We start from the raw sequence: 26,602 nt of genomic DNA on the forward strand, positions 1-26,602 counted from the left end.
ACCTTATTTATTATCTATCCAATAAAGCTTCTAAAGCCAAACGGTACGAATTTAGCCCAAAGCCACAAATCACTCCTTTACAAGCACAAGCAATCATCGACACATGCCGGAAAGACTCGCGACTATGCACATTGGAAATATGCACCTCAATCACCGGAGATGTCACAGAACGAATAGCATCCTGCAAAGCTATGGAAGTATGTGTATACGCACCTGCATTCAAGATTATACCATCCACATCAAATCCCACCTGCTGTATGCAGTCTATCATCTCCCCCTCAATGTTCGATTGAAAATAGTCGATCTCCACGTCAACGTATCTTTTACGAAGATCAGCCAAGTAATCTTCAAATGTAACGCTTCCGTAAATGGAAGGTTCACGCTTACCCAACAGATTAATATTCGGGCCATTAATAATTTGTATCTTCATCGCGCAATCCTGTTTTTTTATACCTTTGTATCTGAAAGAATGTGCAAAGGTAGAAAAAAGAAATGGAAATCAACGAAAAAAAGCATAAGAAGGAGCAACAAGAGCTGATAATCAGAAAGTATCAGCAGTATCTCAAACTGGAAAAGTCCTTATCTCTTAATACTCTGGATGCCTATCTTACGGATCTGGACAAACTGATGAGCTTTCTGACATTGGAAGGGATTAACGTATTGGACGTATGCCTGTCCGATCTTCAACGTTTTGCGGCCGGATTACATGACATCGGTATTCATCCCCGTTCACAAGCCCGCATCTTATCAGGAATCAAATCATTTTTCCGTTTCCTCATCCTCGAAAACTATCTGGAAGCAGATCCCAGTGAGCTATTAGAAGGGCCTAAAATAGGTTTCAAACTTCCTGAAGTACTGACTGTGGAGGAAATTGACCGGATTATCTCCGCCGTCGACCGCAGCAAAGCCGAAGGACAGCGAAACAGGGCTATTTTAGAAACACTATACAGCTGCGGACTTCGGGTATCGGAACTTGTCACTCTTAAACTATCCGACCTCTATTTTGATGAAGGCTTTATCAAAGTAGAAGGAAAAGGAAGCAAACAACGACTCGTACCGATCTCCCCCCGGGCTATTAACGAAATAAAACTTTACATCATAGACCGCAACCAGATTGAAGTGAAAAAAGGACATGAGGATTTCGTTTTCGTCAGTCAGCGGAGAGGCAAAGGACTTTCCCGGATTATGATCTTTCATATGATAAAAGAATTAGCACAAAAAGCGGGCATTACCAAAAACATCAGCCCGCACACTTTCCGGCACTCCTTTGCCACTCATTTACTGGAAGGCGGAGCCAATTTGAGGGCCATTCAATGTATGCTCGGACATGAATCCATTGCGACAACGGAAATCTATACCCACATCGACCGCAATATGCTTCGTAGTGAGATTATCGAACATCACCCACGAAATATCAAGTATAGGAAAGAAAAAGAGAAGCTATTTCATTAAATTATGATAAAATCAGCCCCTTAACTATATATTTATATTAAGAATTAATATCTTTGCGTTACTTTTTCTGTGTGAGCAGAAGGAGGTTGGCAAATAGACGATATTTCAATTACAAACATTTAATTTATACCTAAAATGACTAAGAAGTTGTACTTGCCTTTACTCATGGCAATGGTTGTTGCATTATTCTCTTCTTGCAGCAAAAAAATGGGTGAATTGTCAGCTGATTACTTCACTGTTACTCCGCAAGTGTTGGAGGCAATAGGTGGTAAAGTTCCTGCGACCATCAATGGTAAATTTCCTGAAAAGTATTTCAACAAAAAAGCGGTAGTAGAAGTTACTCCGGTTTTGAAATGGAATGGCGGCGAAGCTAAAGGCCAACCAGCTACTTTCCAAGGTGAAAAAGTGGAAGGTAACGACCAGACTATCTCTTACAAGATGGGCGGTAGCTACACAATGAAAACTTCCTTTGACTATGTTCCTGAAATGGCTAAGTCAGAATTGTATCTGGAATTCAAAGCTACTATCGGAAAGAAAGTTGTGACTATTCCTGCTGTGAAAATAGCTGATGGTGTAATCTCTACTTCTGAATTAGTAAACAATACATTAGGTAACGCTAACCCTGCATTGGGCGAAGACGCTTTCCAACGTATCATCAAAGAAAAACACGATGCCAACATCATGTTCTTGATCCAACAAGCTAACATTCGTTCCAGCGAATTGAAGACTGCTAAAGAATTCAATAAAGAAGTAGCTAACGTTAACGAAGCTGCTAACAAGAAGATCAGCAACATCGAAGTTTCTGCATACGCTTCTCCTGATGGTGGTGTAAGCTTGAATACTACTCTTGCTGAAAACCGTGAAGGCAACACAACTAAAATGTTGAGCAAAGACCTGAAGAAAGCAAAAATCGATGCTCCGATCGATGCTAAATATACTGCACAGGACTGGGAAGGTTTCCAAGAACTGGTTTCTAAATCTAACATCCAAGACAAAGAGTTGATCCTCCGCGTATTGTCCATGTACCAAGATCCTGCACAAAGAGAACAAGAAATCAAAAATATTTCTTCTGTATACAAGACTTTGGCTGACGAAATCCTGCCTCAGTTACGTCGTTCTCGTTTGACTTTGAACTATGAAATCATCGGTAAGTCTGACGAAGAAATCACTAAGTTGGCTTCTTCTAATCCTTCTGAACTGAACGTAGAAGAATTGCTGTATGCTGCTACACTGACTAGTGACCCGGCTAAACAAGAAGCTATCTACACTCAAGCTACAAAACAGTTCCCGAACGATTACCGTGGTTACAACAACTTAGGTAAATTAGCTTACCAAGCTGGTAACATTGACAAAGCGGAATCTTACTTCAAAAAAGCTGCCAGCGTTAATGCTACTCCTGAAGTTAACATGAACTTAGGTTTGATCTCTTTGATGAAGGGTGACAAAACTGCTGCAGAAGCATACTTCGGTAAAGCTGCCGGAACAAAAGAACTTGGCGAATCTATGGGTAACCTGTACATTGCTCAAGGTCAATATGAAAGAGCAGTAAACTCATTCGGTGACTCTAAGACTAACAGTGCTGCTTTGGCTCAAATCCTTGCTAAGGACTACAACAAAGCTAAAAATACTTTGGCTAACGTAGAAAGACCTGATGCTTACACTGACTACCTGATGGCAGTTTTAGGTGCTAGAACTAACAATTCTTCTATGGTAACAAGCAGCTTAAAGAGCGCAGTTGCTAAAGATTCTTCATTAGCTAAGAAAGCAGCTACTGACTTGGAATTTGCTAAATTCTTCACAAATGCAGATTTCATGAACATCGTTAAATAAGAGAATTACCACTCTATTTTAAATATTAAGAATTGCCTGTCATTATAAATGACGGGCAATTCTTTTTTTTTATCTGTAAAAACCGTACTTTCGCAGAAAAGAAATCAAAGCAATGAAAAAGAGTAGCATTTTAATCCTCATAATCATTTGTCTATGCAGTTGTGGTAAATCTTCAGAGAAGGTAAACATAACCGGGGAGATCAAAGGTCTGGGCACAGATACACTTTATCTGTATGGAATGGATGAATCATTCGACCGGATAGATACCATTTTCGCGAAGAACGATAAATTCTCTTATACAGCTTCAATAGACACCATTACTTCTGCCTTTTTACTTATTGACAATCAGACAGAATATCCAATCTTCCTTGACAAAGGAAATCAAATCAAAATAAAAGGAGACATCAATCACCCGGAATATCTGGATATCAATGGCAATATATATAATGAAGAGTTTACAACCTTTCAGAAAGAACTAAATAGCTTGCCTACCCCGTCCGAGAAAGATTTAGAGCAAAAAGCAGAAGAATTCATCATGAAGCATCATTCTTCTTTTGTCAGCCTCTACTTATTGGATAAATACTTTGTTCAAAAAGCCTCACCCGATTTCAACAAAATAAAAAAATTAATTGAAGTCATGACAGGAATATTGCAAGACAAGCTGTATATTGAACAGCTCAACGAAGCCATCTCTCTGTCAGAGAAAACAGAAACAGGCAAATATGCCCCCTTTTTCAGTCTATCTAATATAAAAGGAGAGAAAATTACCCGGTCATCAGAAAATTTCAAGAAAAAGAACCTGTTAATCAACTTTTGGGCTTCATGGGGAGATAGCATTTCCAATCACCGAAGCAATACCGAGCTAAAAGAGATCTATCAGAAATATAAGAAGAACAAACATATAGCTATGCTCGGTATCTCCCTTGATATGGATAAACAAGAGTGGCAGGATGCTATAAAACGTGATACGCTCAATTGGGAGCAAGTCTGTGATTTTGGCGGACTAAATTCCGAAGTAGCCAAACAATACGCCATCAAGCAAGTTCCCAGCAACATTCTTCTATCAGCAGATGGGAAGATTCTTGCGAAAAACCTCAAAGGAGAACAATTGAAGAAGAAAATAGAGGAAGTAGTCACCGCTGCTGAGGAAAAGGAAAAACAAGACAATAAGAAGAAAAAATAACCAGTAATCAAACGTGTTAATTAAAGTATTCGGAGCGGCTGTTCAAGGAATTGATGCAACACTCATCACAATCGAAGTCAACAGCTCGCGCGGCTGTATGTTCTATCTCGTCGGCCTTCCGGATTCTGCGGTCAAAGAAAGCCATCAACGTATTATCTCCGCATTGCTGGTGAATGGTTATAAAATGCCCACAAGCAATATAGTAGTCAACATGGCACCAGCCGACATCCGAAAAGAGGGTTCAGCTTATGACTTACCTCTTGCCATCGGATTACTAGGGGCTAGCGAAACAATCTCCTCCGAGAAGTTTTCCCGCTATTTGCTAATGGGCGAACTAAGCCTGGACGGAAGTATACAACCTATCAAAGGTGCGCTTCCCATTGCTATCAAAGCGCGCGAAGATGGTTTCGAAGGGCTAATCATCCCCCAACAAAATGCACGGGAAGCTGCCGTTGTCAATCAATTAAAAGTATACGGAGTCAGTAATATCAAAGAGGTCGTCGAATTCTTTAATAATGAACGCGAATTAGAGCCGACTGTTGTTAATACACGGGAAGAATTCTATCAACAACAGACCAACTGTGACTTGGATTTTGCAGACGTAAAAGGACAAGAGAATGTAAAAAGGGCACTAGAAGTTGCAGCCGCCGGAGGACATAATTTAATAATGGTAGGCGCCCCGGGGAGCGGTAAATCGATGATGGCCAAACGCCTTCCTTCCATTCTTCCTCCTCTTTCGCTGGGTGAAAGTTTGGAAACCACCAAGATCCATTCAGTTGCCGGACAATTGAAACGCGGGTCCTCATTGATTTCCCAGCGTCCATTCCGTGACCCACACCACACAATTTCCCAAGTGGCGATGGTTGGCGGAGGTAGTTTTCCACAACCCGGAGAAATCAGTCTGGCACATAATGGGGTACTTTTTTTAGATGAATTACCAGAATTCAACCGAGGAGTGCTGGAAGTATTGCGTCAACCATTGGAAGACCGTCAAATCACAATTTCCCGCATCAAAAGCACTATCAGCTATCCGGCCAATCTGATGCTGATCGCATCCATGAACCCATGTCCCTGCGGATATTACAACCATCCGACAAAAGCATGCGTATGCAGCCCCGGACAGGTCCAAAAGTACTTGAATAAGATATCCGGTCCATTATTAGATCGCATCGACATTCAGATAGAGATCGTTCCTGTACCCTTTGATAAGATTTCCGATCAAAGACAGGGAGAATCGAGCAATATCATCAGACTACGAGTGATAAAAGCCCGTCAAATGCAGGAAAAACGATACACCGAATATACCGGAATTTATTGCAATGCACAAATGAACAGCAAACTGCTTGCAATGTATGCTCAACCGGATGCAAAAGGACTCGCATTGCTAAAAAATGCTATGGAACGGCTCAACTTGTCTGCCCGAGCCTATGACCGGATTTTAAAAGTTGCCCGTACAATCGCTGATTTGGAAGGAACAGAGCAAATACTCCCCAACCATCTGGCAGAGGCTATCAGCTATCGAAATCTCGACAGAGAGAACTGGGCAGGATAATAACAATGAATATAATAGAAGAGAATTATTTCATCACTAACGCTATATTTTTTCATATATTTGTTTTACATTTGTGACAAATAAATATGCAATCATATGAAAACATCAATAACAAGTCTTTTAATGATATTTTGTTTGAGCATATTAACTTATGCGCAAACTCCCCAAGACAGAGCCACAGAACTAAAAAACCAAGCACAAAGTAGTCTCAATCAAAAAGATTACATCAAAGCGCGTTACTTATTCAAAAAAGCATACGAAGCATTTGCAACCCGCGAAAACTATCCACAGGCAATAGAATGTGGTGTTCAGGCTAATGCTTTATACGTCAGAGAGAACTTTTACAAAGAAGGATTCGAACTTTGTCGTGACATGGACCAACTTATATGGGCCGGAGAGCAAAATCAGAAGAAAGTCTTTTATGACCTCCGCTTCCTCGTGAACAAAGAACGGTTGCAGATGTACACAGCACTTAAAAATCCAGCTCAGGCAAAAACACAGCTGGATAAATTGGAAGAGACCGCTAACCTTGCCAAGAATGACTCATTAACAGAGGTTTTACTGTATACAAAAGCCAACTATTACTATACATTTAATCAAAACACACAAGGCGATGCCTGTTTCCGCAAACTGATTAATCAATATAAGGAAAAGAAAGATTATGCCAAAGTGAGTGATTGCTACAAGAACCTTATCGGAATTGCCCGTAAAGCCAATAATGCCCGTTTAATGGAACGCACCTATGAAAGTTACATCGTTTGGACAGACTCCGTGAAAGCGCTGACAGCTCAAGACGAACTGAATGTACTGAAAAGGAAATATGACGAAAGCCAACTGACCATACAAGAAAAAGACGATACGCTATCAGCCAAACAATACATCATTATAGGTCTGTGTGTTCTTGTAGTCATTCTCATAGCCGGACTGACAATACTGGCCGCCATATTACTGAAATTTATCGCTGGCAACCGCAAATTAAAGAAAAGTGTGAAGATTGCCAATGAACATAATGAATTAAAAACCCAATTCATACAGAACATATCTTCACAGATGGAGCCGACTTTGAATACGTTGGCTACTTCAGCGAATGAACTTTTACAGAAAGCTCCTCAAGAAGCGGGACAAATGCAGAGCCAAGTTGCTGCTCTAAAGAAATTCAGCGATGATATCCAGGAACTGTCTTCATTAGAGAATTCATTAACTGAACTCTATGAATTAGGTGAAATCAACGTAGGTACTTTCTGCGAAAATGTAATGGATAAGGTTAAGGAGCATATTAAAACAGATGTTACTCCTTCAGTCAACGCTCCCAAACTTCAAGTAAAGACAAACAAGGAACAACTGGAACGTATCCTTCTCTATTTACTGAAAAATGCAGCCTTCTACACCGAACAAGGACGTATCAGCCTTGAGTTCAAGAAACGTGGTGCACATACTCATCAGTTTATCGTGACGGATACGGGAACTGGTATTCCAGCAGAGCAACAGGAAAATATCTTCAAGCCTTTCACGGAAGTGAAAGACCTCACTACAGGAGATGGACTAGGACTACCAATCTGTTCACTAATCGCCGCAAAAATGAATGGTAGACTGACGCTAGATACAGGCTATACCAAAGGAACCCGTTTCATACTGGAACTTCACGTCTAAATTTTGCATAAACGAATAACTTGTATCATTAGATTACTTTCTAATTTGTTTATTATAGTTACTTTTAGCAAAGAGTATTCCAAACGCAAATTTGAAAATACACAAAAATATTAACAATTTCCCACATAAACAGATATCACGTTTAATAAACTTTTGAGTAATTTATTAAGAACGGTATTTGAGTTTATTAAGAACTTTGTAATCGGATTTCCGAGTTCTCAACTCTATCTATTACAACAAAAAGGCTGCAAATTTCATGAAATTTGCAGCCTTTTTGCCTATAGCCGATACACCATTCCTGATACTAATCAAGAAATAAAAAGCATTTGTCAAGAACTTACTGAATTTTTGCTGAAAAAACAAAGAGAAAACTAACTTATATATAATAAGATAGCCTTCTCTCTATTTATAAACAGACTTTCCGCTTTATTCTACGGAATATCATCTCACGATATTTTGTATCAATAAATATCAGACAATAAAATCTAACTTTTGCGGCATATTTCCCATTTTTACCACTGAATAGCTTGGTCTGTATCAGGAATCAAGCTATTAACTTTTCGTTCCATCAACATACTACCTTCAGCACGACAAGGTACAACGATATCTTTATCTTCATACGTTGTCACATCATCATACGTATATGACATATAAATCGTCGTGAAATGATGTTCCAAATAAGGAGTTACTTCATCTAAAGACATGCTAGTCGTATAAGTAGGCGAATCTCCTATAAGTCGGAAGTTCATGGCATTAGTCGGATCGGCAGGTTCAGCTGTCAATGTCCCATTTTCGTTAAAAGTCAACACAATCTTATATTTATCTCTATCCTTCAATTCTTCACTAATGACTCCGGCATAGAAGAAGCATTGATTCTCACTCACTACATGCAAGGTACGTGTACTTGAAACCATAGCACTCGTATTATCCATCATATATACAAACATATTGGTGGCCCCATAAGATCCTGAATAATCATTAAACGGCATCACACGAAGAAGTGCTTTACGATAATTCTTACGTGGATTCGGATCATACGAGTCACTATCCAAAATCGTCAATGGAAGTACCCATTTATCAACAAGATCCAGTCCGTTAAATTTGAATTTAATATCAAACAAACCTTGACATTCCCCAGCCGGGATATGACAAGTAGGAGAGGCAAACTCATAGTGTTTCTTATCCAGCAATTGGAAATACAAGTCTTCACGTTGTTTCCAGCGAGCTTCATTCAAACCAATCAATGTATCCGGATCCACATCAATAGCAACATCCAGATCTCTTTCATTCATAGTAGAGCCACCTACAATCACCGGTAGCCGATAAGTCACTTCACCGTTGGCTTGGTAACGCAAATATACATCAGTCACTCCCTTACTATTGACAGGGGCTTTCAATCCGACATTTTGCACATACACTTCTTCCACCCATTCATTGTTACATGCACCAGTCAGAACAAGCGTTAATAACAATATAAAATATACGATATAATTCTTCATATTTTTCCATTTAATAAGGTTAATCATAATATGTCCATCCCGGGTTCTGAGTCAGACGCAAGTTTCTTCTCAACTGATCATGGGAAATCGGCCAGAAATACATTTTACGACTAAAAGTAGTCGGCAAGTTCGAATTGATCACTTGAGTATGAAATAAGTCTCTTTCTGTTTTACTCATATATGCATTGCAACCATACATCTGCTGCGACTCCTCATATTCGGCATCCTTCCAACGGCGCAGATCAAAGTAACGACTGTTTTCTGCAAATAACTCTATCTGGCGCTCATGCTTCAAATGCTTGCGGAACTCATCAGCATTCTCATAAACATCTGATCCAAAATCAGGAACTCCTCCACGAATACGAACTCTGGAAATAGCATAACTCATTTCATTCTTATCACGTGAAATATCATAAGACTGAGTTCCATCCCATGAAGGAATCTGATAAGTACTCGCACCTAATTCATTTAATGCCTCTGCATACCATAACAACACATCAGCATAACGAATACCAATCACAGGCTTTGAGATAACCCCTCCCTCTGTCTTAAAGTTGTCACGAGAACTAACAAATTTCCTGATCCCAATACCAGTAGCCAACCAACGATCACCTGAATTACTCCAGCCACTCTCTTCACCACGATAATACCATATGATTAGATTCCGGTCATACGACTGTACAGCATTAGTACCATTCCATAAGCAACCATTGTATGCTACCGTAGCATAAAAACGTGGTTCACGATGTCCATATTGTTTGTTTACACCTTCCACCAATGGCGCCCAATCACCACTAGCTGCTTCCTCGGCACTCACATAATTTTCATCACCCGTCCAGTCTTTCGTCTTATCAAAAGGTTTTCCGGTATTCATCTGGTAGGCATCGCATTGCTTACCTGTCATAGCATGACAATTATAACCTCCGAATGCAATTGGCATCTGATGTTGAATCATCGTATTGATATCTCCGTTGTTCTGTCCGGTTGTAAAAATCATCTCTTTGTTTTCCGAAGGAAAAATCACTCCATTAAAAAGTGTCTCGTAGGACTGTAACGGGTCAATATTCCGCCATCCTGCAGGAAAATCCGCATGAGAATATACCGCATGCGTAGGAGGAGCAATCGTTGCCGGATTATCAATTGTACCAGTAGAGTGAGCTGAAACCGTATGTAGCTCATACACACCCTTACGACCAAGTTCTACCACATCACGAGCAGCTGCTGCCGCCTTTGCCCACTTTTCTTCATTGTATTCTTGAGCCATCAGATAGCGTCCTTCATCATCCACCAAATCCGTGAAACGTTCAGTATCGGTTGGACGCGGATTATTAAGAGGGCTGGCAGCATAAAGCAATGCTTTTGCGCGAGTTGCCAAAGCTGCTCCACGAGTAGGACGTGCCATATTACGTGTATCACGTTTCAATGGTAGGTCTTTCGCTGCAAGCTTCATTTCCTCTGCAATGTAGTTGACACAATCGTCATACGTGCTACGTGGGATATAAAGATCCTCATAAGCAGCATTATAGTCCATCACACCATCATTAGGTATAATTGGTATAGGACCGTACTTTTGCAACAACTTCCAGTAGAAATAAGCGCGTACAAAACGGGCCTGTGCTTTATAATCAACAATTTCATCCGGAGTCATTTCTTTATTTCGGTCAATATTCTGAATAAAAATCGAGGCATGACGAATACCATCATAAGCTTGTGCCCAAGAGTCTTGTTTCCAATTCTCATCATATTCACAATATTTGAATACACGATATTCAAGATTACGGTCGCTATAACACATATCGTCAGAAAAGTTAGTGATACAGTTATCTTTCGAACCAATATCAATGTTACTCCATGTCAGCCAAGCGTATGCAGTCGCCAACCATTGTTCCGACCATTCTTTATTTTCGAATATATTTTCCAAACTCTGGGTATTTTCTCCCAATTTCCCCTCCACGCTCAAATAATCTGAACAAGAGGAAACCATCATTCCCATACTGATAATGGTGGAAAACAATATATGTTTCTTTTTCATATTTCGTATTATATATTAACAGTTAAACCTAAAGTGAGCATTTTAGACAATGGATACTGCTGTCCGTTAGAGCTCCCCATTTCAGGATCCCATAATTTGAATTTAGAGAATGTTAACAGATTTGTCCCGATAAAGAAGATGCGTACATTATTCATCAAGATTGCACGGCTGATGTTCTTTGGAAGTGTATAACCCACCTCTACCGTTTTCAGGCGCAGATATGAACCATCACGCAACCAATATGTCGATTCACGGTTATTGTTACTGTTATTCTGCCAAGTCAAACGAGGATATTTGGCATCAGGATTCTCATTCGTGCCAAGACTCCAGTAGTTTCCTACTACATCCGTAAGAATGTTACCCCAGTCACCACCACTAAATGGTCTGACTCCAAAACCATCAATAAAGAAAGAGGATTTACCAGCACCTTGGAAATGTAGATTCACATCGAACCCTTTCCATGTAGCAGACATACCAAAGCCGTAAATCAAATTCGGACGGGTTGTAGAACCAATAGGTACCCTATCACTATCATTAATCACGCCATCACTGTTCACATCTTTATATTTAATATCACCAGGCATTACTGTTCCCCATTCTGTTTGTTGAGGACTGTTACGTATATCATCATAATCCTTAAATAAGCCAAGAGCTATCAGACCTTTCGCTTGATTGACACGATACCCTGTATCACGTATATAAGGATATGCGCTATTTGCCTCGTCAGCAGCCAGAATCTTATTATTACTATAAGTGAAATTACCGCGTACAGTCAGACTGACATTGCCTATATTCTGTTTGAAAGCCACATTTCCATCAAAACCGGTAGAACGTACCTTACCTACATTCGCACTAGGTGTAAGATAACTCAGACCTAAAGTTCCTGGTAAACTTTGACGCTGCATAAAGATTCCATCACGTGTTTCATGAAAGTAATCTACAGTACCAGTAAACCTGTCATCCCATAACGAGAAGTCAACACCTATATCATGCTTAGTAGCAATCTCCCATGTCACACCAGAAGAAGATATCTGCTTATAAATCTGTCCATTATCCACATTAGGAGTATTGTAATCTCCCCAATTATAAGGATTTCTACTTTCAAAAAGCTCCAGATAAGGGAAACGAGTTCCAATATTGTCACTACCTACCTTACCATAAGAATAACGAAGCTTAAACATATTCATCCATTTCAGATTCTTCTTAATAATAGGTTCTTCCGCAATATTCCATGCTACTGAGTATGCAGGAAAGAAACCAAACTGGTTACCTGGGGCAAAATTTTCTGAACCATTGTAACCAAAGTTGAAATCAACCATATAGCGATATTTCCATCCATAGGTAACACGACCAGCAAGTCCCATGTGTCTATTAGGTAGCCAATCATAGCCGACTGTACTTTGTGTGTTGACATATTCATCCTGAGTATATTTCAACGTACCGCCCACCGAATGATCGCCGAATCGACGATCATATTGCAGAATAGCCTCCAAAAACTGCCTACGGTTACCTGAAGCAGAAGACTCATGAAACATCAGCTGTTTCTCTGCCACTTTTTTGAAAACGATTTCCCCGTTAGAATCTCGCTGACGTTCGGCTTGCCATTGTTCAGGCCACTGCTTATGATTACGATAGTTATTGTTATAAGTATCAAATCCAAAACGTCCGGTAAACTTCAAACCTTTCGTTATAAAATCCAATTTCTGATCCAAAGTTGCATTCGTTTGAATTACGTTCTGCCACTCCTCATAATAACCGGTTTGTGTAGCAATTACCCATGGATTAGTACGTTCACTTGTTCCAGCGGCCGGAATTCTTCCGTTCGAAAAAATTACCGGCATATTAATAGGTGTCTGTCCCATTACAGACTTCCACAATGCATCAGAACCAAGTCCCGGATCATTCTGAGTAGAAAGCCAGCCTGAAACACCTACCGTCACCATGGTGGTCTTTGTAACGTCAAAATCTACATTCATACGATAGTTCCAACGCTGATAATTGGCATTTGTATTATAATCTTTCAACTTGCCGTCTGTCTTATACATACCTCCCTCGCTAACATAGCTTGCTGACACAAAGTAGCGTGCCACAGAGCCACCGCCACTTATATCAAGATTAGCACGATAAGTCATTGCACCGTCTCTTAACAATACATCCATCCAGTCTACATTCGGATACAAATCTGGATCCAGTCCTGTCTGAATCAGTCTCAACTCATCTTGAGAATACATCGGCTGTTGAGAACGGGTTGTACGTGACTCGTTCAGCATGGTAGCGTAAGTATAACCATCTACAAAGTCAGGAGTCATAGTACGTGTATTATAAGAAGTTTCCACTTTCGCATTGATATTAATTTTACCAGCCTTACCTCTCTTAGTAGTAATCAACACTACGCCATTTGCACCACGACTACCATAAATTGCTGTAGCCGAAGCATCCTTCAATACGGAGAACGACTCAATATCTTCCACATTGACTTCATTCAGACTACGTTCGAATCCATCTACCAAAACCAATGCTCCGGAGCCTGCCCCAAAAGTAGAAATACCACGAATCCAGAATTCCGACATATTGGCTCCCGGTCTACCGGAAGTCTGTCTTGCTAACACACCAGGAACATTTCCTGCCAATGCATTTACCAGACTTGAAGTAGGAGATGACTTCAACACATCCACATCTACCGTAGAAACTGCACCTGTCATTGTTATCTTCTTTTGAGCACCTGTACCAGTGATAACCACTTCATCGATCACACTCGCAGAAGATTCGCGTAATGTGACATCAACCTTACTCATATTATCCTTTATCAGGACTTCTTGGGTTTCAAATCCTATATAAGAAAAGATCAGCGTACTGTAAGGAGCTATTTTGATCTTATACTCACCATCAATATTAGTGATAACTCCCAAACCCGCAACATTCTTTACCGAAATATTGACTCCAGCCAAAGGTATCTTTTCGGCATCTCTGACCATACCGGTTACCTCTATCGTCTGACTCTGGGCATACATATCAATGACGCAACCTGTTGTCAGTAATAATATCATAAATAAAAATTTCCTCATAAAATAAGAATTGTGAGTTAATCATCAATTTACTGTAATGCAATGGTACGAACACGGTGATTACCGTTGTCACCAACATAGAAAGTACCTGTAGACTCTTCATAACAAAGTCCTAAAGGATAGTTGAAACGTGCTGTTTCACGAGGATCACCATCAATATATCCTGATACAATCTGATCTGTCGAATAACTTCCACGACCGGCAAACGTTGTAACAATACCATCTGGAGTGATCTTACGAATACAATGATTGGCAGCATCAGTAAGATAAAAATCATATACATCCGCACGTTGCTCTGCCACATATTCTTCGTTCAACACAAAGCACCCCTGCATTGGATTATCAAAACGGGCAGAATTCTGGGATGCGTCCTTGTAACCATATGATCCGAACTCTCCAGCAAAAGTAATAGGAGTTTCCAGATATTTACCAGCCCAATTATATTCTGCTTTCATCACACATTGCTTGTCACGTGCTATTAAATAGGCAAAATTTCCACTTGGATGAAAAGTAACACACTGGAACCAGCCGCTTGGTCCCATCTTGGCAATCTGCTTCGGATCCCACATTTGTGTCTTCTCATTCCAAACCGCCTTATGAAGCGTAGCATCACGACCACGACACAAAAAAATAGTACCATCTATAGGATGTGTGAATAATGTATTGAAATCATCTCCATTTAAAGCCGGATAAGAATTTTTAAAATTTTCTTTACGAAGTAGGTAATAAGCTCCTGCACGTTCTACATTCCCCTGCGGACAGTTCACAAACATAGTATCCCTGTCCACACTCCAGCCAAGTCCACTCGGAGCACTACTCCAGCCAGCAGCACCATTGGTAATCACAGTAGCTATAGAATCTTTATCTAGATAGATTTTACGTAAACTATGTTCATTCTCGAAAAAATAAATGCAACGTTCGCCTGATGATTCGTCATAGTACATGGCAAGAGGAGTTTGAGTTCCTGCTTTATCAAAATTACCATCCGTAATAGAAGTATTACCTTCACTATCTACTACACCGCACAACGTGCCAACAACTACATTATACTGATAAGAGAACTTTTGGTCAAATGTATAGGTGGCATTCAAGCTTTTATCCTTATTCAAGATATCCACCTGCACAGCCCCTCCATCCGCACGGGAAGGAACAATACAATAAATCTGTGTACCGGAAGAGCTAACAACTTTCGCTTCCTTACCACCGACAACCACTCGTATCAGTGAAGGATCAGTCCCAAAATTACTACCATTGATAAACATGTTCGTGCGCACAGCACCTTCCAAGGGAGAATAGTCAGTAAAAACAACTTCAACATTAGGATCAGAAGCTACATAAGACGGAAGATTTACTTCCACATTTTTGTCCATGCAACTACCCAATCCACCCAGGCAAATCAAGGAAAACAATACAAACCTAACCTGTTTCCCTCCTTTTTGTGTTTTAAAAAGGTTTTTCATTGTATTTAATTATTCGTTAAACAATAAATATAAAAATCAAAAGAAAAAAAATAACTATGCATTATTCCAATGCGCACTATTAACGAAATGCAAAATAAAACGCTATCCTATTAATAGAATAAAAATAACGGTTCAATAAATGACAAAAACAGGTCAAAAACCTATAAAACGACTATCCAAGTATGTTTTGGAGCACTTTTACTATTTTATTATGTTGTGTGCTTTTCTCTATTATCATCCAGCCTATATCTCCCCCCCCGAAAGTGATGTTACATATAGCATAGTTATATAAATGATCATAAAAATACAAACATTTTCTAAAACGGAGCAACATCAGAAAATATCAACTACAGTATCTGGCTTGCCCTTCATTACTTATAAAAAAAATAGTGGGATGCTTTTATCACCCCACTATTACATTTCTCATACTATTGCTTGCTCCAGCAAATAGATTGCAAAAACCAAGCTTTATTTTCGTCATTCAAACCTTGACGCTTCAAAACCTCCGGGAGGTCAGTATAACTTTTCCAAAAATCGGAAACTAAAGAAGAGATCTTCTCCGGTGCATAGATTACCGCTTCACTCAGACTTCCCATTTTACCAAATTCTTCCTTGAAGCAAATATATGAATCACGGTATTTTAACTGCTCCATAGATTTAGCAATTCGTCTAGATACTCCCAACAAGCCGTTCATATCAGCTGTTTCCGTAGGATAAACTATTTTAATAACCTTTTCCTGATCACACGACAAAACAGGCAAATCAACCGAAAGAGCAAACTCTTCACCCAAATATTCATATTTGGCAGGTTGACCATTTACAGTGACAGACTGAGGAACAAGTGATAAGAGCACTTTCACTCTGAATGAACGAGATTCAGGCATATCTTTATATTGGCCATCACGTTTACCGATAACAATCGTTCGTTCCTGCCCTTGGCTGGAGGATGTTAATTTAGTCACAGCATATTCCGAAGCATAGTTCTTATCGTTTCCATTATCTTCATAGAAATTAAAGGACGAAATTCCATTTCCACCAGGGAATACGGTAACAACAACCTCCTCATCATTACCGTTCAGGTTCATCACCTTTCTTGTATACATCGGTAATACCGCTCCCGCTTTTACATAAATCGGATATTCATCAATAGCAAAAGGACGTTCTACTATTTGTCCTCCTTTCAGTAAGGTGCCTGTATGCAACTCATACCATTCACCTTCGGGCAGCCACACACGCACTTGTACATAACCATCTTTTGCAGGAGCTGTGGCAGGAGCAACCAGAATATCATCTCCAAACATATATTCATTACGGAACTCATATGCTTCCTTATTATCCGGATAATCATAATACATCGGACGACAAAGTGATAATCCTTCATCATAACCTTTACGAGCCATTGTATAAATATAAGGTGCCATCTCATAACGTTGCTGGATTGTCTTACGAAGAACATCACAATATTCTTTGTTGAATACCCATGGTTCTTTATTCAAACCGGCACTTTTTTGAGAATGTGTACGCATAATCGGGCTTAAGGCTCCGAATTGCAACCAACGAGTGTACATTTCCGGATCTATACTTTCACCGATATGTCCTCCCAGATCATGACTCCAATAACCATATAATACATTGGAAGCTGTCGAGTTGAAGTAAGGCTGAAAATCTAATGATTTCCATGAAACAACAGCATCACCGGAGAAACCTACTTGATAGCGATGATTACCCAAACCTCCCCAACGGTGATATAACATCGGACGTGTGTCCCTGTTCTTTTCCATATTACTAAAGAAAGCATAATTAATCCACCAAGTGTTGCTCAAATTCTTCACCTTCGGATCATATATCCCTTGCTGCCAGTCCAGCCACCAAAAATCAACACCATCTTTTTCCATTGGCGTCAATACATTCTTAAACATATTTTTAATAAACTTCTTATCTGAATTTATCCATGGAATAGTCTGTTTGGACTGAGGATCGACTCCCATATCTTTTGCTAATCCAGGATATTTTTCTTCATAAGAAGCTACTCCATCCGCCGGATGTAAGTTAAGGGTGATTTTCACATCATTCTGTTTCAAGTATCCCAAAAACTCCTTTGGATTCGGGAATAAATCACGGTTCCATGTCCAACCGGTCCAACCACCTTTTCCTTGCTCTGTATAATGCCAGTCCATATCTACCACCAATACATCCAAAGGAATCTGATAAGTATGGAAATTATCAATCAGATTACGGAACTCCCTGTCAGAATATAACCAATAGCGTGACCACCAATAACCAAATGCATACCGGGGAGGTAATGGTACTTTTCCCGCAAAGAGGGTATAATCTTTCAAGGCAGCTTTATAGTCATGTCCATATGCCATGAAATACCAATCCTGTCCGCCATTAGCCGGACGCTCTTTCACCCAATCCCAATCTTTATTATCATCAAACAAAAGTCCCTGAGAATCATCAATCAAAGTCCAACCGTCCGTAGCCAACAGGCCATCTTCCAATTTCAGTTTATCACCTTTCTTTGTATCAGCCACCCATGTTTGTGTCTGTGTATCACCATCCATACCATCCAATGTACGATAGGTTCCTTTCAGGTTGCCCTTCTGTTGCATACCGGGTTTCCAGGTAAAAGGTAATATTTTTTTAGAGGCAGTGATAACCAAGTTCTTATCTGTAAACTGTCCACTGTTTTTCTTATAACGCATCTTCATTTTGGAAGTCGTTATTTCAACCCATCCCCCTCTTGTTTTTAGCTTGTAATCTACCTGGGGATAGTTACGATTCACAACGATGTGAGATCTATCGTCCACGAATTTCCCATCTGGTGCATATTCTAAACGGATTGCTCCATCAGAAATGACTGTAAATCTTACATTGTCATCTGTATAAGCAATATTTCGCTGTGTGTTTTGCGCATGCAATACAAATATAAAACTCTGCATGACACAGAGTAAAAGCAATAATCCTCTTTTCATGATAACATTTAAAAGCAATAAATTTATAATTCGAGAATAAAATAGGGTCGTTGCAGTTATCATAGCTACAACCACCCTATGTCAACTACTTACTCTTCTTGAAAGTCGGAGCTTCCGCCTTCACAACCGGTCCGTCCCCTACGAGATACGGCCAATCATCGTCATCCCAATAAACTCTATCAAGCAATACTACACGACCTAAAGATGGATCGGCAGTCCGGTAAGCATGATAGATAATCCAATCTTTACCTTCATCATCCTGCACTATTTCAGCATTGTGCCCTGTCCCCAGGAACGCATCATTTCTGTGTATCAGTACCTCATGTTTATTATCATTCATGTTGTCACCTGATTTATTCAAATAAGGACCAAAAAGCTCGGTGGCACGACATACAACTGTTTGGTATGTACTATTTGCACCGTCACAGCAAGTGCCTGTAGAGCAGAACAAATAATAGTATTTACCTCTTTTCAAAATATATGATCCTTCATAAGCATTGGTACCTCCAGTATTGGCAGCAACCTGTATTTTTGTCGCTTTTGCATTTTCAATACCTCCTTTCAATCCAAGACCGTCTTCAGTCAATTCAACACCCCAAATACCATACCAGCTTCCCCAGAAAAGATATTTTTTACCATTATCTTCAATATAGAAAGGGTCGATACTATTATGAACATCGATCTCATTGCTACGGAATAATTTGCCTTGATCAGTAAACGGTCCTTCCGGCTTGTCCGAAACAGAAACACCAATACCACAAGTTGCTCCACCTCCCCACTTGGACAAGGAGTAATACATCACATATTTTCCATTGATATAATTGATATCCGGTGCCCAAATACCTGCTTCCGGTTCCCATGACGGTTTTTTATCATCCTCGTAAGCGCCGCCCACATAAGTCCAGTGAACCAAGTCTTTGGATTTGTGTATCCATGTATTTCCTCCGGTAGCATACAAATAGAAACATCCGTCTTCCGCTTTTATCACTGTCGGATCCGGATTATCGGAGTCGATGACCGGATTTGAATACCACACTTTGTCTACCAATGGAGCTTGTTCTGCTTCACCTTTCTGTTTATCGTTGTTACCACACCCCCATGTAAGCAGGGAGAGTATTCCAAGCGTAATTGTATGTTGTAAGTATAACATAAGTTCTCTGTTTTTTATTAATTTTACTAATCTATTCCATACTCAAATTCAATTCAACACCAGGCCCCAATACAATATGGATTAATGAAGTCTTTGATTCTTTGTCCGTTTCTGAAGTAATTGGCATACCATCCGACTGAAACGCTTCCAATGTAATGCTAAACTGAGCTTCTTTTTCGTCCACTCCAAAAGCTTTCATATATTCTATTATCTGTTGATTGGTAAAAAGCTGTTCGCGTACTCCGTTATAAGTAAGTATGCTTTTATCTTCCACACCCATTGTTCCAGTTGTTTCCCCATCTACCTGCAGTCCTAAAGTCATAACATACTTCGATGCTGTTTCTATATCCAGCCAACGGTAGACAAAAGCAACCCCATCCATATTCTCCTGTGTAATCTGTACATAATAATCATCAGATTCCACTTCTACTCTCGGTACACGTGGTTGTGGGTCACCCTCACTTTCCACATCTCCACATGCTCCCAATACAAATATATTAGTAAGCAGATATAGTATTATAAACAGTTTTTTCATGATTTTCATATTTTAATTTACTTCTTATGGAGATTATTCAGTCGACTCCAAATATATCTTCATCTCATTAAGGTCTACTGTCAAAATGTATTTACCATCATCAGCAACAATCCATTTCAAGTCACCGCCATTATCCTGATACCTTGCTTCTCCGAGTTCATTGTCTGCGGCCGGATTTGCTCCTTGTGAAGGAGCAAAAAAGAATTTTCCTGCAAAATCTGCTCCATTCGGCTCCAACGCCAACTTAAACTCTTTACCGCCATAAAAGTTACCTGTATACGTCCAACGTTCTGGATGGCGTGGATCATTATTCACAAATGCACCTTCCTTTTTCATTTTACCCCAATCCCATCCGATTGTACTGGCATCGCCAACAATCCAAATCCCATCTTGCGGTAAAGGGTAAATACTAACGATATTCACATCCAAAAGATTTAAGTCCACAACTATTGTATAGGTACCGTTCTTTGTATTTTCAAACATCTCACCATTCCCTGCTTCTGCCACATATTGCAAAGAATTATCTCCATTCTCAGCTTTCATGTAGCATGGATAATCAGAATCCGGACTAAGTGCAAAGAAGTACTCACATGGCTTCAATTCTGCTGTCGACTGATATACTCCTGAACCCACAACCTTCTCGGTCATTCGGCGAACAGTTTTCTCTCCAGCATCATCCACCATCACCATATATATCGCAGTAGCATTCTTATCATATCCGATCACATCCAATTGTGTCTTCGACAACTCCGGTTTCAAGTATTCTACAGATGAATTGACCTGTCCTATAACCTCTGCTTCAATAGTCACCTTATCTCCAGGAAGTATACTCCAGAAAGCCAGTATATCATTCAACTCCTTATGCGTAAAACTAATGGAACGTTCCTCCGATTCAATCTCATACAAATCTGTCACATTAGAATGTAAATCTGCCATATACATTCTGAAAAAATAGGTGATAGTAGCATCAGCTCCCCCACGTTGAGCCGCAGCATCCCATGCAAATATAACAGCAACTTCATTCTCCTTCTCTTTCTCCAAAGTAATTTCAGAAGAAGAAGCCTTCAAAAGCATCTGATCTACAGGAGTTTCAAGCGCGTAATACTCCGGATCTTTATTACAGCTCGCTGCTATCGACATAAGAAAGAGCAAGCATATTAGTTTCATTATCTTATTCATAATTATGCTTTTCATTTTATTAATTCCAGAAAGGCGCCTGGACCAAGTTCGTGTTCTTATTCATCTCATCTATATATACCGGCAGCCAATACATCGCCTTTTTCCAAACACGGGTCTGAAAAACGGTTCTCTTGTAAAATTCCTGACTATTTATTCCTGCAAAGTTCATACCATAATCATCTCCACACATCTCCGGAAGTTGTTCTACAATTTTCCAACGGCGAATATCCGACCAGCGTGATCCTTCACAACAAAGTTCAACACGACGTTCCATATGAACGATCTCACGCACTGCTAATTGATTATCATCAACATGGATGTATTTGGGATCATCCAGTGCTACAGTATTCAGCGTATATTGACGTACACCCGCACGTTCACGAACTTTATTCACGTATTTCAATGCATCCTCACGAGATGCTCTATTATCGTAGGCCTCATTAACGGCCTCGGCATAATCCAAATAGGAAGCTGCCAAACGATACAAGAACATTTGACGCCATTTATAACTACCATTCTTCGGATTATCTTGCGGATATACTTTTTTACGAACCAAATAACCATTTTGGGGGGCATCGTGTGTATAGTCATTATCTCTCTGATTCTTAAAGAATTCAAATTTACGCCCTGCCAAAGCATACCACGAACCATTATAGCTCACTGCCGTATAGAAACGTGGCTCTCGGTTACAATACATATTATATGTACCTTCGGCAGTTATTTCTCCCTTTTGCCCTGTTCCGCCAGTCCAATTGGTAGACCTAGCTTCTACTTTTGTCGAGAAACCTTCTTCTACATATTCTGAATTGTCATCGTCTTTCGGAAGTCCGTTCTTCATAAAGAAAGCATCCACCAATCCTTGATATACGCCCAAACCATTTCCGCCACCATATTCTTTAGTAACCGCCTTGTTTGTATAGAACTGATAACTTTGATAAGCATCTTCTTTTGTATATGGGAACAATATTTCCTTGTTTCCATCCTGAAATTTTGTAAACCAAAGATTCTCAAGTGAAGTGAACGGATCAATTTCTCCCTCATCATTATATTCTACATACAAACGATAACCAGCTTGCTCTGCCACATCAAGTAATTGTTTGCAAGCCTCTGCCGCTTTCACCCATTTCTCTTGGCTATAAGTAGAGTTAAACAATTCCTCACCTTCTTTATTCTTATGCCCGATATACCACTCATTTCCGTTTACTAACGGGCTTGCAGCAAATAATAACATCTTCGCACGAACAGTCAGACACATGACTGAAGTTATTCGCCCATATTTCTCCACACTCTGCCATACAGCAGGTAATTGTTTAGATGCTTCCAACATTTCATTATCCAAATGACTGACAACTTCATCAAATGGCCTTTGTCCCACCATCAAATCTGAAAGAGTAAAGTCAGTCGGGGCAATATAATTCGGTCTGAATGGAATAGGCCCATATGCTTCCAATAATTGCCACCAATAATAAGCTGCAAGAAAACGTGCTTCCGCTTTCATATAATCCACTTCTCTCTGAGGAAGGTCGGAATCAGGTAATGCGTGTACACGTTCTATAAAAATATAAGCCTGACGTATTTTTCTCGGAAGACCATCCCAGAAATTTCCTGCCCATTGTGTATTCGGTGTCCATCCACCAAAAATCTTGGTGATATTGGGCCAGTCCCATTGCTGCCAGCGTGCAGAAGCAGTCAAGTCATCTGCAAACACTTCCCAACCATACGTATTTAGCCAGTCATTACCCGGATTAGGGATACGGCTGTATACATTGGCCAGCCATGATTCTACTTTTGTCTTATTCTCAAAGACCATGTCTATGTCAATTTCCGTATCCGGTTCTTTATCAAGATACGTACAGGAACCCAACGATACAATGCCTATTAAACCGGCAACTATATATTTCTTAAGTTTCATTATCGTCATTTTTTTAATTAGAAATTCAGGTCAACTCCAAACATTACAGAACGCATAGCCGGATAACGCAGACCGGTGTTCGTATTTAATTCCGGATCCCACAGTTTGAAAGGAGAGAAACAAAATAAGTTATTACCACTCACGTAAAAACGAATAGCTTTGGAATGTATCTTATCAGTTACAGATTGCGGTAAAGTATATCCAAGTTCCAACGTTTTCAAACGCATAAAACGCATATTCTTTTTCCACCATGTGGAATTCCGGTAATTCTGTCTATTAGGCTCCTCCGTCAGTCTCGGCCAGAAGACATCTTGAGCCGGGTTCTCTTCTGTCCATCTGTCGTTATAATTAGAGTAAATATTCCCTTGTAATGTTTGTCCGCTACCCGGAATGAAATACGTAGTTCCACCAATCACACGATAAGTATCACCTGTTCCCTGGAAGAAGAAATTCAAATCCCAGTTTTTATAGCTTACATTACCTCCGAAACCATAAACAATACGCGGGTCTACCGTTCCACCAATGTATCCTTCATCCGCATCAGTGATAATGCCATCACCATTCATATCTATATATTTGATATCACCGGGACGTACTTTTGAAGCTCCAACGTCCTGTGTCGGTATACCGAATTTCAAATTACCATTCGCATCGAAATCATCTTCTGTAAACAATCTTTCTGCCTGCAATCCATACAAAGTATTTAATGAACGACCTGTCAATCCTCTGTATGTACCTTTCACAGTTTCTGGTTCATCGTATTCGTCCACCCTGTTGATAGCATACGTGAAATTAGAGCGGAAACCTACAAACCAATCTTTATTAATTTGTTTATTATAGTTTAAGGAGAATTCCACACCGCGGTTAGTCACTTCACCAAAATTAGCCCAAGGATTAGTCAAGAATCCTGTCTGTGAAGGAATAATCTTACGCTGCATAAAGATATTGGTACGTTTTTCTTTGAAAACATCTACCTGTAATTCCAATTCATTCCATAATCCCAGTTCAAAACCAAGGTTCATTTTCAGAGCTGTTTCCCAGGTAAGATTTTCAACTCCAACTTCTCCTTCTGAAATACCGGTACGACCAATCTGTCCTGTATCACCCCAGTTATACTTATCTGCATTGGTATTCAATGTTGTTATATAGGCAAAACGGCGTCCTCCGATATCATCATTACCTACTTTTCCTATAGAACCTCTTAATTTCAATTTACTCAATGTATTTCTGAAACGATCCATGAAAGGTTCTTCAGACAATAACCATCCGACTGCCACAGAAGGGAAAAAGCCGAAACGTTTACCTTTAGCAAAATTCTCTGAACCATTATATCCAAAGTTGAACTCCGTCACATAACGGCTATCGAAAGTATAAGATAATCTACCCGCAATACCTTGTTTTCTATAAGGTTGTACACTACCATTATCATAACTTTGCTGATTATACAGAAACAATGCATCTACGTCATGCTTTCCGAAAGTGCGAGCATACGTTAATGTTCCTTCAAAATACACCCTCGAATTTCCATATTCCCCCTTATTTCCATGTCCCAAAGACTCATCTCCATATTTAAGTACCGAATGAATCAGATTACCTTCAATGTCACGTCCGGTAGCAATACTATGATAAGTAGCATCCTTTCCCCTTGTAATCGAACTCTGATTCCAACGGTCGAAAGAAAAGGTTACTTTCGCTTTTAATCCCGGCGTGATCATCTTCAGATTCTGTTCAATAGCAAAGAGTGACTGAATCTGTGAAGCTGTAACTACGTCGTAACCTCGCTGTGTCACCGCTGCCCAAGGGTTCACATCATTAATAGCCATTATTGGAATAGTCCCATCTGAATAGCGGGCAGGATACACGAAAGGAGAAGTTATAAACGCTCTATCAAAAGCATCGTCCGTACTAAATGCCTGTTTGCGGTGTGTTTGAAGGAACCCACCGACATTTAAACGCAGCACTGTTGTCTTAGTCACATCCAAGTCAACATTCGCACGCATATTATAACGAGTTAGTTTCGTTCCCGTATCATAAGGCAATGATTTATCCGTCTCCATAATTCCCTTCTCACCGAAATAAGAACCAACCAACGAATAGCGCAGAAAATCAGAACCACCTGATACGGTCAGATTCGCACGAGTAGAATAAGCATAATCCTTTGTTATTTCATCCAGCCAATTTACATCCGGATACAAATCTCTGTCATAACCATATCTCGTTCTGTCAATCTGCTCCTGGCTGAAAGGCAAACGCGACTTGTTCTCTGTTATTTCATTTATCAATGTCATATGATCGGCTGCCCCAATAAAATCCGGAAGTTTTGTCGGCTCTGCAATAGAATGTTCCACACGCAGATTGACAGAAGGAGCTCCTACTTTACCACGCTTCGTATTGATAACGATGACACCATTTGCACCACGTACACCATACATAGCACTCGCCGATGCATCTTTCAATACTGAGAAAGATTCAATTTCAGCAGGGTCTATGTTATTCAAGTCGCGCTCAATACCATCTACCAACACTAACGGAGATTGTCCACCGGAGAAAGAAGCAATACCGCGAATCCAAAAATTCGAGGAATCGTAACCCGGTTCTCCCGAACGTTGAACCGCTATCACACCGGCAATCTGTCCTGCCAGATTATTAGACAAAGAGCGCGTGGCACCAACCTGTAACTTCTTAGGCTGTAATGTCTCAATAGAACCGATAACCGACATTTTCTTCTGACTACCATATCCAGTAACCACAACTTCATCCAAGGCTTCAATATCTTCTTCTAAAATTACATCAAAGTTAATCTTACTTCCAACTTTTATTTGTTGAGTTTTGAAGCCAATATACGAAATCTCTATTACGGAATTCTTTCCGGGTACATCCAAATAAAAGTGTCCGTCCATATCCGTAATCACTCCAGTCCCTGTCTGTTCCAGTACACGTACATTCACACCAGGAAGAGGATTCTTGTCCTTATCGGTTATCGTACCACTGATACGAATACCTTTCGCTTGCTCCGACATATTAGTCTTACCAAACATAGAAGAATGTTCCGGTAAAGCGGAGTTAGCACTTATTCCATAATACAACAACAAGCAACCAAACAATGCTTTCTTCAAATCCATAATATT

At 39.9% G+C, this 26,602-nt stretch carries 16 protein-coding genes; 5 read left to right on the forward strand and 11 right to left on the reverse strand.

The annotated features are described in order from the left end of the window. Window positions 1-10: 10 nt before the first annotated feature. Entirely contained in the window at window positions 11-430 is a 420-nt protein-coding gene (gene aroQ, locus GD631_RS03380) for a type II 3-dehydroquinate dehydratase (RefSeq protein ID WP_004311171.1), read from the reverse strand. Between the two features lie 62 nt (window positions 431-492). On the opposite strand from aroQ, the gene xerD reads away from it, so the two are divergent. The 5 genes from xerD (at window position 493) to GD631_RS03405 (ending at window position 7,667) form a co-directional block, all read left to right on the forward strand. Continuing rightward, entirely contained in the window at window positions 493-1,452 is a 960-nt protein-coding gene (gene xerD / locus GD631_RS03385; RefSeq protein ID WP_143259289.1) for a site-specific tyrosine recombinase XerD, read from the forward strand. Between the two features lie 135 nt (window positions 1,453-1,587). Beyond that, on the forward strand, window positions 1,588-3,282 hold the full coding sequence (locus GD631_RS03390) for a tetratricopeptide repeat protein (protein WP_185911566.1): 1,695 nt from the start codon (window positions 1,588-1,590) through the stop codon (window positions 3,280-3,282). A 112-nt stretch (window positions 3,283-3,394) separates the two neighbouring features. Next, window positions 3,395-4,465, forward strand: a complete 1,071-nt coding sequence (locus GD631_RS03395; protein ID WP_143259290.1) for a TlpA disulfide reductase family protein — start codon at window positions 3,395-3,397, stop codon at window positions 4,463-4,465. 13 nt (window positions 4,466-4,478) lie between these two features. Then, a complete protein-coding gene (locus tag GD631_RS03400) occupies window positions 4,479-6,017 on the forward strand; it encodes a YifB family Mg chelatase-like AAA ATPase (RefSeq protein ID WP_143259291.1) in 1,539 nt (512 codons plus the stop codon). A 96-nt stretch (window positions 6,018-6,113) separates the two neighbouring features. After that, on the forward strand, window positions 6,114-7,667 hold the full coding sequence (locus GD631_RS03405) for a sensor histidine kinase (protein WP_143259292.1): 1,554 nt from the start codon (window positions 6,114-6,116) through the stop codon (window positions 7,665-7,667). Between the two features lie 512 nt (window positions 7,668-8,179). Here GD631_RS03405 and GD631_RS03410 read toward each other — a convergent pair. From GD631_RS03410 to GD631_RS03455, 10 genes are all read right to left on the reverse strand, one after another. Continuing rightward, the gene (locus GD631_RS03410; protein WP_143259293.1) at window positions 8,180-9,166 is read right to left on the reverse strand and encodes a DUF4973 domain-containing protein; all 987 of its coding nucleotides are present in this window, start codon (window positions 9,164-9,166) and stop codon (window positions 8,180-8,182) included. Between the two features lie 19 nt (window positions 9,167-9,185). Then, window positions 9,186-11,198 carry a RagB/SusD family nutrient uptake outer membrane protein gene (locus tag GD631_RS03415; RefSeq protein WP_004317131.1) on the reverse strand — a complete coding sequence of 671 codons (2,013 nt, stop codon included), beginning with the start codon at window positions 11,196-11,198 and terminating at the stop codon, window positions 9,186-9,188. A gap of 8 nt (window positions 11,199-11,206) precedes the next feature. Further along, the gene (locus GD631_RS03420; RefSeq protein ID WP_143259294.1) at window positions 11,207-14,263 is read right to left on the reverse strand and encodes a SusC/RagA family TonB-linked outer membrane protein; all 3,057 of its coding nucleotides are present in this window, start codon (window positions 14,261-14,263) and stop codon (window positions 11,207-11,209) included. Window positions 14,264-14,292: 29 nt separating this feature from the next. After that, on the reverse strand, window positions 14,293-15,723 hold the full coding sequence (locus GD631_RS03425) for an IPT/TIG domain-containing protein (RefSeq protein WP_143259295.1): 1,431 nt from the start codon (window positions 15,721-15,723) through the stop codon (window positions 14,293-14,295). Between the two features lie 428 nt (window positions 15,724-16,151). Beyond that, window positions 16,152-18,698 carry a glycoside hydrolase family 31 protein gene (locus GD631_RS03430; RefSeq protein ID WP_143259296.1) on the reverse strand — a complete coding sequence of 849 codons (2,547 nt, stop codon included), beginning with the start codon at window positions 18,696-18,698 and terminating at the stop codon, window positions 16,152-16,154. Between the two features lie 85 nt (window positions 18,699-18,783). Then, on the reverse strand, window positions 18,784-19,848 hold the full coding sequence (locus tag GD631_RS03435; RefSeq protein WP_143259297.1) for a family 43 glycosylhydrolase: 1,065 nt from the start codon (window positions 19,846-19,848) through the stop codon (window positions 18,784-18,786). A 31-nt stretch (window positions 19,849-19,879) separates the two neighbouring features. Continuing rightward, on the reverse strand, window positions 19,880-20,392 hold the full coding sequence (locus tag GD631_RS03440; RefSeq protein ID WP_143259298.1) for a hypothetical protein: 513 nt from the start codon (window positions 20,390-20,392) through the stop codon (window positions 19,880-19,882). 24 nt (window positions 20,393-20,416) lie between these two features. Next, on the reverse strand, window positions 20,417-21,562 hold the full coding sequence (locus tag GD631_RS03445) for a SusE domain-containing protein (RefSeq protein ID WP_143259299.1): 1,146 nt from the start codon (window positions 21,560-21,562) through the stop codon (window positions 20,417-20,419). 19 nt (window positions 21,563-21,581) lie between these two features. Next, window positions 21,582-23,474 (reverse strand): RagB/SusD family nutrient uptake outer membrane protein, encoded by a 1,893-nt coding sequence (locus GD631_RS03450; RefSeq protein ID WP_143259300.1) that lies wholly within the window; start codon window positions 23,472-23,474, stop codon window positions 21,582-21,584. Between the two features lie 17 nt (window positions 23,475-23,491). Then, window positions 23,492-26,596 (reverse strand): SusC/RagA family TonB-linked outer membrane protein, encoded by a 3,105-nt coding sequence (locus GD631_RS03455; RefSeq protein ID WP_143259301.1) that lies wholly within the window; start codon window positions 26,594-26,596, stop codon window positions 23,492-23,494. Window positions 26,597-26,602 lie beyond the last annotated feature (6 nt).

Origin of the sequence: Bacteroides luhongzhouii, assembly GCF_009193295.2 — a bacterium.
GTDB lineage: Bacteria > Bacteroidota > Bacteroidia > Bacteroidales > Bacteroidaceae > Bacteroides > Bacteroides luhongzhouii.

Bases quoted from the DNA above. Each gene is read 5' to 3' on its own strand.
- aroQ (WP_004311171.1), bottom strand. From the start codon at position 430: ATGAAGATACAAATTATTAATGGCCCGAATATTAATCTGTTGGGTAAG.
- xerD (WP_143259289.1), top strand. From the start codon at position 493: ATGGAAATCAACGAAAAAAAGCATAAGAAGGAGCAACAAGAGCTGATA.
- GD631_RS03390 (WP_185911566.1), top strand. From the start codon at position 1,588: ATGACTAAGAAGTTGTACTTGCCTTTACTCATGGCAATGGTTGTTGCA.
- GD631_RS03395 (WP_143259290.1), top strand. From the start codon at position 3,395: ATGAAAAAGAGTAGCATTTTAATCCTCATAATCATTTGTCTATGCAGT.
- GD631_RS03405 (WP_143259292.1), top strand. From the start codon at position 6,114: ATGAAAACATCAATAACAAGTCTTTTAATGATATTTTGTTTGAGCATA.
- GD631_RS03410 (WP_143259293.1), bottom strand. From the start codon at position 9,166: ATGAAGAATTATATCGTATATTTTATATTGTTATTAACGCTTGTTCTG.
- GD631_RS03415 (WP_004317131.1), bottom strand. From the start codon at position 11,198: ATGAAAAAGAAACATATATTGTTTTCCACCATTATCAGTATGGGAATG.
- GD631_RS03420 (WP_143259294.1), bottom strand. From the start codon at position 14,263: ATGAGGAAATTTTTATTTATGATATTATTACTGACAACAGGTTGCGTC.
- GD631_RS03425 (WP_143259295.1), bottom strand. From the start codon at position 15,723: ATGAAAAACCTTTTTAAAACACAAAAAGGAGGGAAACAGGTTAGGTTT.
- GD631_RS03430 (WP_143259296.1), bottom strand. From the start codon at position 18,698: ATGAAAAGAGGATTATTGCTTTTACTCTGTGTCATGCAGAGTTTTATA.
- GD631_RS03435 (WP_143259297.1), bottom strand. From the start codon at position 19,848: ATGTTATACTTACAACATACAATTACGCTTGGAATACTCTCCCTGCTT.
- GD631_RS03440 (WP_143259298.1), bottom strand. From the start codon at position 20,392: ATGAAAATCATGAAAAAACTGTTTATAATACTATATCTGCTTACTAAT.
- GD631_RS03445 (WP_143259299.1), bottom strand. From the start codon at position 21,562: ATGAATAAGATAATGAAACTAATATGCTTGCTCTTTCTTATGTCGATA.
- GD631_RS03450 (WP_143259300.1), bottom strand. From the start codon at position 23,474: ATGAAACTTAAGAAATATATAGTTGCCGGTTTAATAGGCATTGTATCG.
- GD631_RS03455 (WP_143259301.1), bottom strand. From the start codon at position 26,596: ATGGATTTGAAGAAAGCATTGTTTGGTTGCTTGTTGTTGTATTATGGA.